Consider the following 11438-nt stretch of genomic DNA (forward strand, 5'->3'; position numbering starts at 1 on the left):
ATAAACATGGCACTTTTGACTTTTAACGTATTCAGTATTAACCTTAATTATATAAATTATGAAACAACATGCACATTTATTGATTTTGACAATTATGTTTTTAACTTCATGTTCCGATGACACAGAAGTAATGAAACAAGAATCTTCGCCACCATCTTTAACAGAAAAAGCCCCGACTTATCGTACTAAAGAGAATGCTATTATTGAAGTGGAACTTTTTATTAAAAATAATAGAAACAATACACGAAATAGCTCTTTTCTTAATTATTCAATAAACAATGAAATCTATTTCTATAGAGATACAATTACTAATCAGACATATCCCTCATTTTATATAGCCAATGCAGAGGGTGGCAATGGCTATGCAATAGTATCGGCCAACCTATATACAACTCCTATTATTGCTTATTCAGAGTCTGGCAATCTTTCTTTAAGTGACACGCTTCAATATCAGGAATTATCTTTCTTTTTTGATTTAGTTCAAAATTACATTTCTAATAATAAAAAGTATGAGATAGAGTTCAAAGAAGAAAATGATGACGATAACTCTTTAGACACATCTCAAACAAGGGGTAGAAGACGTCCTATTTATATAAAGAAACCTGGAGAATGGGAAGAAACGGAAAGAGTACAACCTTTGATTTCTGTTAAATGGGGACAAAGGAGTCCATATAACAATGCGGCACCTCTTATAGAAGGACAAAGAGCCCTCACAGGCTGTGTAGCTACTGCAATAGCTCAAGTAATGGCATATCATGAAAAACCTTCAGGGTATAATGGGGTGTCATATAATTGGTCTGAAATGAAACAATTCCCCACCACTCCAGCAGTTGCCCATTTATTCCGCTCTATAGGTGATTTGGTTAAAATGGATTGGGGAACAGATACAAGCGGAGCTAAAAGAAAAAATATACCACAATGCTTCGAGAAAATGGGATATAGGAAACCCAATAATCCTCAAATTTATAGTCAATGGGATGTTATAACATCTATTAAAGCTAAATGTCCGGTTATAATATGTGGCAATTCGGTAAGAAAGAAAATACTGGGTATTAAATATTACCAAAATGGTCATGCTTGGGTTTCTGATGGTTATTTTCATAGAGAGAGAAATGTTGATGTCTATAGAAAAGGAAGCGATAAAGTTCATCATTCGTATACGGAGAAAGAAGATTACCTGCATCTAAACTGGGGCTGGAATGGTAATAGTAATGGTTATTATTTGGCGGGTATTTTTAATGGAGGTGAAGGACCTACTTTTCCTTCTACTAGAGCAGCCGGCAAGGGTAATTATCCATATAATGTAGAAATAATTCCATATATTAACATAATAAAATAAGAAATATGAGACAAACTTATTATTTTCTGTCTTTCGTGTTACTTTTATTTGTATTCATTTCATGTAGCGATGACGTCGTTGGCAAGGGAACAGATACGATAGGACTAGAGACTAAAGAGGTATTTTTTAAATCCAGTAAAGATTCTATAGAGTTACGAACCAGGAAAGGTGACGACTGGTGGCTGACTGAAATCTCTACTAAAGACACGATATATAGAACACACTCCCTTAATGTTCAAGTAATAGAAGGTGGTGGACTTTATGTGGAGAAAACAGGTCGCAAATCAATCTTTATCAGGATTGATTCAAATTTAACAGGCTTGGAAAGGAGATTTACAACAGTTATACAAGCAGGGAATTACTATAATACAATTACTATAATACAAAAGGCCAAAGAATAAATAAAAAGGTGGAGACTGCTATTCTCCGCCTTTTTGTTTACTTACTTTTTAGTTCTAGAACTAAGTTTTATATTTCAAGTGATACTATAAAGAATCAACCTCCATTAAAATCAGCTATTGATTTTATAAATGGATTACGGGATCTTCCAATGAAACGTATAGTGGCTGACGAAGGTATCCTTGCTGGAAAATTAATAATAAATTGGACGGTATGATTATAAAAAAATAAGTTTCTATGTTTAAAATCTGAAGTGACGGATAACAGTAGATAGCACTAAAAAAGCTATACCATTTTAGTAAACTTCATATTATATTGAAGTCATAACTCATTAACTAAAACGATATAGCTTATGAGACGTGTACAAAGTAACACATTAGATGTAGGAATTGATGTCCACTTAAAGAATTGGTCGACAGCAATCTTATCAAAGCATTCAGTACTGAGGAGATTCCTGCAAGTTGATTGCGAGGGACCTACCCTCATCTCCTACATAGTTGCGAAGCATTTAGCACATGCTTCTCGTGGCACAATCTCACCCTACCGTACAAGCGGTTCCGCATACGGCGGTTTCGCAATCTATATGTATTTGCTTATAAAGATGAGATAACATTGGATACCCCGCTTTCCGAAGAGCCTCGTCCTCAATAGCATTCTGAAGAAAGGCACGCGTACAACGCCAATACCCTTTCCGAGTATTTGCCCACTCCCAAGCCTTACCTTTCGGTATTCCACATTTCTGCAAATTTGAAAAGCGAGTCTTCACTCTCTTCCAACATTTCCATATACACATACGCAAGTGTCTGCGATACCATTGGTCTAATGGAATCAGCAGACTCCTCATGTCTGCATATTTGAAATACCCTATCCAACCTCTAAAGGTTTGCCAGAGTATCTCTTTACGTTGGGCATAACCCATGCTGTTACTACGTCTGGTAAGAGATTTAACCTTACGTTTGAATTTCTCTTTTGTTGTCTTGTGAACATACAGCCTGCATTTGCCTTTCGTGAAATAGAAGGAAAAGTCCGTTATGCTTGAGCATACGCGTTCGGCGGACCTCTTACTTTTGCACAGTATCATGCTATCATCTGCATAGCGTACAAAGCAGTGTCCACGTCTCTCCAATTCCTTGTCTAGTTCGTTCAGCAGGATATTGCTGAGCAAGGGGCTCAAAGGGGCGCCTTGTGGTGTACCCTCTATACTTGGTTCATAATGCTTACCTATCATTACTCCGCTTGTAAGATACTTGTGTATAAGAGAAATGACACGCCCGTCATTTATTGTCCTTGACAGTATTCTCAGTAAGAAACTATGGTTTACCGTATCAAAGAATCTAACAAGGTCTATGCCTACAGCATATTTGTAGCCTTCGCTTGTATAACAGCACACTTGGAGCAATGCTACATGCGCACTACGTCGGGGCGAAACCCAAAACTGCTTGGGCTGAACTGGCGTTCGTAGATAGGCGATAGCACTTGGACGATGGCTTGTTGTATCAAGCGGTCAACAACGGTTGGGATGCCTATAAGCCGTTTCTTCCCGTTATCCTTGGCTATATCTACCCTACGCACTGAATTCGGTTTGTACCTTCCAATGCGTATCGACTCGATAAGTTCTGATTTGTGTTCATGAAGATAGGGAAGCAGTTGCTTAAAATCCATTCTATCAACACCTCCAACCCCTTTGTTTCGTACCACTTGTAGATAGGCACGATTGAGATTGTCGGGAGAAAGAATTTGACTCATTAAGTCATCTTTATTTGGTTGCACTGCTATCAAACTGCCGTCTTTCATGTCCATATAGGTCTGCACTCCCTCATAGCTTTCGGATTCCATCCTATTCTTTTGAGGGTAGCCAAGTGTACTTTCTATGACTCTTATTTTATGCATTCTTTCCTATTTAGAGTTAGTTACGTGTTTATAGCTATTGCGATTCAGCCCTTCCTTAAAAAGAACTTAAGTACTATGGCTTCTGCTGACTTCTCACAATAAGCTTTACTCCGTGTTTGGCAATCTAAACACATGCTCCACACGTCCGTGAGACCTCCCCGATTAAGAATATAATCTTTCACACTTATACCTGCTTGATTTACACCGAGTGTTCCATATAGCTATAGGGCTTTATCTTGTTTGGCAGACTTACCCACACTCATATGCCTTAGTATCAAGTTTCTGTACGTCAGGTCAGTGCTTTGCCTAAGACTTCCTTTAGATGCCGAATCACTACGGACACCATTGCCGTCGGCTGTACGCTTGCCGATATAAGGCTGCGATGGGGACTTACACCCATTAGATTATGCCCATGTCGGGCAAACTCCAAAAGGCAACTAACTCGCAATGAATTAGTTGCCTTAAATTTTCCTATTTTAGGAATATCCCTAGCTAATGGTACATCGGGCAAACATTCTCGATATTTCCACACCATAAAAACGAGCAAAGACTTGATACGGTTCTTGGTATGTATGCTGTCTTTTGCAATCAGGTTTCTTAGTCTTATAAAGAGCGTATTTTTGTGGTTTCCTCCCCAGAATATAATTCCTTTTCAAATGAACCGAAAGGTAACTCGTGGGCCAATTTGCTACAATTCACAGCATTGGTCTTGCGTAACTTCTCCTTGCTCATGGTAGGCACATCGACTGGATTACCCCGTAAATGTTGGTTATTCCTAAATTCATCAGCCTCTCATACATGCAGAATCTGCAGAAACCAGCTTCATTGATTAAGAAGTAATTGTCACCCGAATAATTACTTGCCAAGTACTAATGCAAAGCTTTTTATTTTTTTATGATAAATTCATCCAGCATTTTTCCGTCTCGATCCATTACCTCTATCTTCATCTGTGTGGTCGTGGCATAAATACGTAGCAAAGATGTATTGGAATTAACTACTACGGGGAAAGACGTTTTGTCAGTGGCATCATGACGCACAAAACGATGTAAGTGTCCACAAAGCATTAAATCCGGATAAGCCTGGCGTAATAAAGGCATAAACTTCTGCTCTACTTCTACATTTCCATGCCAATCCTCATCGGGACCAGCTTCAGTAACTGCGGGAGGAATGTGAGCTACAATTATTTTAAAAGGCGCTTCTTTATATTCGGTACTTTCCAAAATACTGGCCAACCATTCGGACTGTTCGGTACGGTAGAGGTCATATTGGGTAATACCGGCATATTCAATATCAGAATCAGGCTTATCTTCTCCCGTATCCAGAACAATACAATAGACAGGACCTTGTCGAAAGGCATAATAAAGATGTTCCTGACAGGGAGAAAAATAACGTTGGATTTCGGTTGCAAATACTCCCCGTGTTTCGTGGTTGCCACGGGCGTAGTACATCGGGATCTCAGAAGCGAAAAGTCGTACAGCCGTATCCATAAACCCCTTGAAAAGCTGATCTTCACTATTTATGAAAGAGAGCATATCACCATTAAAAAGAACAAAGTCGGTTTGCGTAAGGTTACAACGGGACATTAAGTCCTCCAGCAGTTTGTTGTCCCCATGTATATCGTTGACCATTACAAAAGAGGTGGCAGGCGCTTGCGGATTGCAGGTATGAAAAGTAAGCGGTTTACGATAATAGACATCAGTGGAAGCATAACTTCCATAAATGATTTTATACCCAGTATGTTTCAACACTTCCTGAGCAAAAACACGGTAACGATATTGTTTTCCCGGTGTCAGTCCCTTGACTTTAACGGCATGGATGGTTGATGTATTCTTGATGCCATTAGACGTGTCAAAATAACGCGGATGCTCTTTGGCGTAAAAACTGCCGTTGCCATCTGAGGCCAGTTCCACCCATCCTATAGAGGGCTTATCCGTTATCCATACAATGGTAGCTTCGTTAGATCCCACGTTTTGCAAGTAAGGTCCATGAGTTATTGTTATTTTGGAAATTTCATCTTGCGAATACAGGAATGTAGCTATTCCCAATAATAACATTTCTAAGAATATGATTTTTCTTATCATAATGCCTAATCTAATAAATTGTTAAACTTTCGTATGTGGAAATCTGGCAGACAGAGATGTATCCTTACTTTACCTTCGGTATCTGGTTTAGCCTGCCTCCTTCATTATATCGTTGATTATTCGGTAATCCCTTTTTATTCACTCCCTTTTGCATGAGTGATTTTAATTCCTCCAAATAATAATGGTATATGTCACGGGGAGTGGCTTGATATTTTTTGCATAGTGAGGCTGCCATGCCTACAACTTCCCCCATCATACCTGTAGTGCGCATAACTCGTACGGTTCCCAAGGCAACATGTGTGACACTGATATTGCGTCCTGCCATGAACAGATTGTCTATATTACGGGAATAAAGACATCGGTAGGGAACAGGATAGGGATAAATTACTACATGGTCTGTCGTCGCTTTGAATTCCCGTCCCGGGAAATACCGGGTATTCTCGGGGTCGGGCCGATGCAGATCAATACTCCAGGTAGTAGTGAAAGATGCGTCCTCATGGGCTACGTGCTTTGTTAAATCATCCTCTTTCAGTACATAGTCGCCCAATAGCCTCCGGGATTCCCGCTTTCCGGCAATGTAGGCTACCCATTCCAATGAACGTTTTTTATAATATTTTCTTCGTTCCGATTGATTTTTCAAGTAGCTCCAATTAGAATATATAACTAACATTCCATAGTCACGTATTTGTTCAGAATCATTAATCTGATTTTTATTCATTCCGGTTTCCCAAGTCCATTCACCATAAGTGACAGGTTCACAGGTCTCCTCATTGAATTCGATGCCGTACCGGAATTCCGGAAAATAGGATGTTTTTGTGTCTTCCACAGAATACCATTGAACAGAAGTGCCCATTACTAAGCTATCAGCTATTTCGGGAGCTATAGTCTCACCGTATTCAGAACGGCTTTCACGGCCCATACGATAGTCTGCCCCGGCCAGATAACCGATAGTGCCATCACCAGTACAGTCAGCAAATAAACGACCATAAAATTCGATTTCTTCACCGGATTCAATATGACAAGCGGTTATCGAGATGATCCGGTCCTCTTCCTTCTTCACCGAAAATGCCCGATAATTAAGAAACAGGGAAACATTAGTTTCAGCTTGCAGCCATTCCATTTTTTTATGATCTTCATAATTGCCTGCCGGTTGTGCATTACCCTCCTTGACGGGACCGAACTCTTTTTGCAGCCCCCCCAGTTCAGGATATTTTCCGATCTCGATAGCTCCTCCCAAATGAACACGAATCTCGGAACTATTGTTTCCACCGACTACAGGGCGATCATTGATAAGTGCGACTTTACAGCCCAGGCGGGCGGCAGATACTGCTGTACTCATACCTGCAATACCTGCACCTATAACTACTAAATCATATGATTCTGTTTTTTGGGGGGCTAATAATCCAAGTTTAGCACGACGAAAGTTATTTAAAGCCGCCATATCCGATGGCGGAATATCATCTTTCCGTGTCGTAAAATAAATAGCATCACACCGCCCGTCAAAACCTTTCAAGTCATGCAAAACAATGTGAATATTCTTTTCTGTTGCCTGATATTGCCCGGCATACTGCCATATCCACTGATTGCCTATAATACCCAACCGGTAAGAGATTTTCTTTCCGTTTACTGACAAACCGAACAATCCGGGCCCTTCACCCTCCTGCCATGGAGACGTCCAGTTGTAGGTGCGTACAAAAATATAATATGTGCCATTTTCTGGAAGTTGTACATTGGTACTCGCATTTTCAACAGGACTACCTAGACCGTGTGCCAGTAAATAAGGTGATCCCATCAAGTCCATAAATTGTTGGTCCACTACCCAGCCTCCTTTTTCCGTGAAACTTTCTGCTTCTACCAATAAACTGGCAGCATGAAGACTCGCTCCGTGAAATACCATCCAGATGAGAGAAATATATATAATTTTTTTTATCATAACAATTTTCATTATTCTTATACTTGTTTATTCATAGTAGCGAAGGATAATCTCCTTGATAGTCAGCCGGGCCATCAGTGGAGTTGTCAATTCCATTTTGAGGGCTTTAATCATGGCTAGTGTACTGAAAGATGCTGACAATTCTCCATTTTTGTTATCTGCAGCTACTTTCTTAAATATTGTACCGTCCTCGCTGACAGATAATTGTACATGTTCCGGATGTTCCTTTGAAACATCAAACACAATTCTGATTTCCTGTACTGCTTGTCTTTTTTCCAAAGTAAGAGTAAAATAATCTCCTTTTTTTAAGGAATAGGGGGTTGCAAAGAAAGTCTGTATATCACCGTCAAACGCATATTCAGGCATATAATACTTGATTCCCTTCATATTGGTATCGATACGGGCAGGACATACAAGACGGGGCCTTTGTTCGCTTTGCGGAACAAAACCTGTGTTATCCCAATCCTCGTCTTTGAAGTAACAGATATTCAGTTTTTCCATAATAGCACCGAACTTGCTGATACGTTGTCGGAACCCTTCCCATTCTTTCTTTTCTTTCGTGTTCCAGAGGGTTTCGGCCAAGGCACAAGTTCTGGGATATAACATCCTTTCCACCTCATCCGAGGTTGTAATGAATTCAGTCCACAAATTAGCCTGTCCTCCCTTGACGAGATGTGCTTGAGTATTCGTACATTCTTTGCCAACTGGTTCCCATTCATACAATCTGCGTGTGGAATTCCGTGAATACCCGAAATCAAAGTAACAGGGATCCTTAGGAGACATAATGACTGACAACCCTCTTTTCAAAGCTTTCTGTTGCTGTTCTCTTCCATCACGTTGCCAGATCATGATCACGTCACTGATGTCAGCGGCATTACGGTCATTTATTTCATCCCAACCTATCATCCTTTTTCCCTTGGAACGTACAATTTCACTAACTCGTTTCGTAAAATAGTCCTGTAACTCGTGCCATGAAGTCATATTCTCTTGTTTGTAAATCTTTTGGCATTTCGGACATTGTTCCCATAGATGTGTCGACACTTCATCTCCTCCCAGATGTATGAATGATGAAGGGAAGAGATCAGTGAGTTCTGCTACCAGTTTTTCCACAAACCTATAGGTTTCAGGATTTCCTATACACAGCATATTCTCATCTGCTCTCTTCCGTTTTTGTCCGTCCAGTTCCTCTGGATAGGCTTCAAATTTTCCGCCTTTACATGACAGTTGGGGAAGGGCTGCAAGCAAGGCCAGACAGTGTCCCGGAAGGTCAATCTCCGGAATGATCTCTATGCCGTACATGGCGGCATAGTTGATCAATTCCTGCAACTCGCTTTTACGATAATAATGTCCCGATAGATCCTCGAATGTCCGGTAGTACGTACCTTTGAACGCTAAATCCGGATATTGGTCCAGATACAGACGCCAGCCTTGATTGTCTGTCAAGTGCAGATGTAAAGTGTTAAGTTTAAAAAAGGCCAATTGTTTGGTATACTTTTTAAGTTGTTCGATAGTCCAGAAATGGCGGCTACAATCTATCATGACTCCCCTGTAACTAAAACGGGGTTTGTCGTGGATTATGAGCCGGGGTAACTCTTTTCCCTTACTTCCCAGAATCAATTGTAAAAGAGTGGAAAAAGCATGAATCATACCTGTCTGGTCACCTGCTTCTATGATGATCCCCTGCTTTGTAATTTCCAGCATGTACATTTCCGGCTCCTGCATTTTCACCTTTTTTACATGAATGGAAGGATTTGAGGCATTCACCATGACAGACAAATTTGCCAGTTCTTTCAGATCGCTGACAAGGAGGTTTCCTGTATTTTTCCATTCGTCCGGGAAATGGATGCTTTCCAGACGTTCGATGGATAGCGTACCTTTTTTCCGGACCATGCTTTCAACTTGCGGGATCAGACAAATATTATCTTGAGAATAAATACTGTCTGGTAATATGAGAAGAAATAGAAAAAGGTGAAAAATATAGCTCTTTCCAATCATAAAGTTAGAAAAATAAAAGGGTGAATAATTAAGGAGTTACCTTTTCCCGGACTATCAACAACTTTCCTGCATTTAATAGCCGGGATTTTGTTTTAAGTTCTCGTTGATCTGAAGTTCCGTAGTAGGGATAGGCCACAAATATTGGCGATCGTTCCAACTACGTACAGCAAGTGCCTGACATTTACCCGCTTCTTCCAATTTGGAGAAATCTGCACAACCATCCTCGTCCATTTCCGGTGTGAAAGCCCAAAACCAATCTCCCTGACTGGTTACCCGTTCGATACATAGTGAGGCCGGATAAAGGATACCATATGTCTTGCGATTCATAACCTTTTCGGCCAGTTTCCAACGGATGATATCCGTATATCGCATGTGTTCCTTTGCCATTTCCATACGACGTTCTACACGTAGCTGGTGGCGAAGTGTGGACTGGTCGTTAGAAGTGAAAGCCGGATAACTTGCCTTATCGGACTTGTCCACACCATAAGCACGCGCCCGAACCTCATTCAGTGCATCCAATACGGAGTTATCTATCTCATTTAATTCGATTTTCGCCTCGGCATATGTCAACAATATTTCGGCATAACGACAATAGATAATATCCTGGTCTACCTTGAAACCATTCTGAAGCCATGTTTCGTCTATCCCTTTTTTCCACACCAGACCATCGAAAGAAGCATATTGGGCATTGGCACGTGTATCATAATTTGTCACGATTTCACCCGTATTATAGTTCATACACGTCAGTGCCTCCGGGTGTGGGTTGTATTCATAACCGAGGTGGTTGGAACCAAATGGTACAATGGTTTCTGCTAAACGTGGGTCACGATTTGCAAATGGTTCATGCGGATCGAAGAGTGGTGATTCGTTAATAAGCAGACCGTCGGTACAGGTGAATGCAGCTAGTAACTCCCATGACGGACAGGTCTGCGTCCATCCTCCTACGTTACGGGGTAGATCATTGTATACCTGGTTAACTCCTCCGTTTCCTGTTCCCAGATAAATGTCATATGTAGCATCACGTGGAATTTTGAAAATAAATTCATTCGAGTTTTTTGTAGTAGACAAAAAAAGATTGCCAAAATCGGGATGCAATTCATAAATATTCAAGTCCATAACCGCCTTGGCTGCATCGGCCGCTGTTTCCCAATCTTCCATAATCAAGGCAACCCGGGCTTTTAGTGCCAGTGCAGCACCTTGGGTGGCTCGCTGTTGGTCAGTATAGGAAGTTGGAAGCACACTAATTGCATCATCAAAATCTTTATAGATTTGTGCCAATACGATGGATTTATCCGTACGTCCCATTGTCAACCCTTCTTCTGTACTTACATCGGTTAATACCAATGGTAAGTCACCGAACTTTACAATCAGTTTGGCATAAGCGGCAGCTCTATGGAATTTGGCTTCGGCAATCAGGCGGTTAATAGTAGTGGCAGATGCGCCATTTTCGATAGCACGATGCGATTTCTCAATAACTGCATTGGCACGTGAAATAGCTTTGTACTGATTGCCCCATAAACTGGTAACCCAAGCATTTTGTCCATTTAGAGTTCCGTCATCAAAAGAGGTCAGGAGATCGCGTGAAGTATAGTCGTCCGACCAGTCGGTCTGTTGTTGTCCGTCTTCCGGCCAGAAGTCATATCGATATAACTCATCAACGGCCATCTGCACTTCAGTTTCCGTGGAATACCAGTTTTCAGTAGAACCGCTTGACAATGGATTTAAATTGAGATCATGGCAGGCAGAGAGTAAGAGTATTCCTGCCCCGATATATAAGAGTAACTTTTTCATGTTTTTTATG

General features: G+C 40.8%; 6 protein-coding genes and 1 pseudogene. 2 read left to right on the forward strand and 5 right to left on the reverse strand.

Going from position 1 to position 11438, the window contains the following annotated elements:
• Positions 1–58: 58 nt before the first annotated feature.
• Complete coding sequence (locus tag DWZ47_RS21790; protein ID WP_005681485.1) at positions 59–1339, forward strand: C10 family peptidase; 1281 nt, start codon at positions 59–61, stop codon at positions 1337–1339.
• Between the two features lie 5 nt (positions 1340–1344).
• Positions 1345–1740 carry a hypothetical protein gene (locus DWZ47_RS21795; protein WP_007748783.1) on the forward strand — a complete coding sequence of 132 codons (396 nt, stop codon included), beginning with the start codon at positions 1345–1347 and terminating at the stop codon, positions 1738–1740.
• Between the two features lie 533 nt (positions 1741–2273).
• On the opposite strand, the pseudogene DWZ47_RS21810 reads toward DWZ47_RS21795, so the two are convergent.
• The 5 genes and pseudogenes from DWZ47_RS21810 to DWZ47_RS21835 form a co-directional block, all read right to left on the reverse strand.
• Positions 2274–3628, reverse strand: a pseudogene (locus tag DWZ47_RS21810) (reverse transcriptase domain-containing protein).
• Between the two features lie 884 nt (positions 3629–4512).
• On the reverse strand, positions 4513–5682 hold the full coding sequence (locus tag DWZ47_RS21820) for a metallophosphoesterase (protein WP_005681491.1): 1170 nt from the start codon (positions 5680–5682) through the stop codon (positions 4513–4515).
• Positions 5683–5773: 91 nt separating this feature from the next.
• The gene (locus DWZ47_RS21825) at positions 5774–7642 is read right to left on the reverse strand and encodes an FAD-dependent oxidoreductase (protein ID WP_182281648.1); all 1869 of its coding nucleotides are present in this window, start codon (positions 7640–7642) and stop codon (positions 5774–5776) included.
• A gap of 27 nt (positions 7643–7669) precedes the next feature.
• On the reverse strand, positions 7670–9637 hold the full coding sequence (locus DWZ47_RS21830; RefSeq protein ID WP_117514685.1) for a beta-N-acetylhexosaminidase: 1968 nt from the start codon (positions 9635–9637) through the stop codon (positions 7670–7672).
• Between the two features lie 72 nt (positions 9638–9709).
• Positions 9710–11428: a RagB/SusD family nutrient uptake outer membrane protein gene (locus DWZ47_RS21835; RefSeq protein WP_005681494.1), complete on the reverse strand. Its 1719-nt coding sequence runs from the start codon at positions 11426–11428 to the stop codon at positions 9710–9712.
• Positions 11429–11438: the final 10 nt, after the last annotated feature.

Origin of the sequence: Bacteroides sp. AF32-8BH (assembly GCF_003435205.1) — a bacterium.
Taxonomy (GTDB): Bacteria; Bacteroidota; Bacteroidia; order Bacteroidales; family Bacteroidaceae; genus Bacteroides; species Bacteroides ovatus.

What these genes read in the sequence shown, in the direction of transcription:
- DWZ47_RS21830 (WP_117514685.1), bottom strand. Translation starts at nt 9,637, where the DNA reads ATGATTGGAAAGAGCTATATTTTTCACCTTTTTCTATTTCTTCTCATA.
- DWZ47_RS21820 (WP_005681491.1), bottom strand. Translation starts at nt 5,682, where the DNA reads ATGTTATTATTGGGAATAGCTACATTCCTGTATTCGCAAGATGAAATT.
- DWZ47_RS21790 (WP_005681485.1), top strand. Translation starts at nt 59, where the DNA reads ATGAAACAACATGCACATTTATTGATTTTGACAATTATGTTTTTAACT.
- DWZ47_RS21795 (WP_007748783.1), top strand. Translation starts at nt 1,345, where the DNA reads ATGAGACAAACTTATTATTTTCTGTCTTTCGTGTTACTTTTATTTGTA.
- DWZ47_RS21835 (WP_005681494.1), bottom strand. Translation starts at nt 11,428, where the DNA reads ATGAAAAAGTTACTCTTATATATCGGGGCAGGAATACTCTTACTCTCT.
- DWZ47_RS21825 (WP_182281648.1), bottom strand. Translation starts at nt 7,642, where the DNA reads ATGATAAAAAAAATTATATATATTTCTCTCATCTGGATGGTATTTCAC.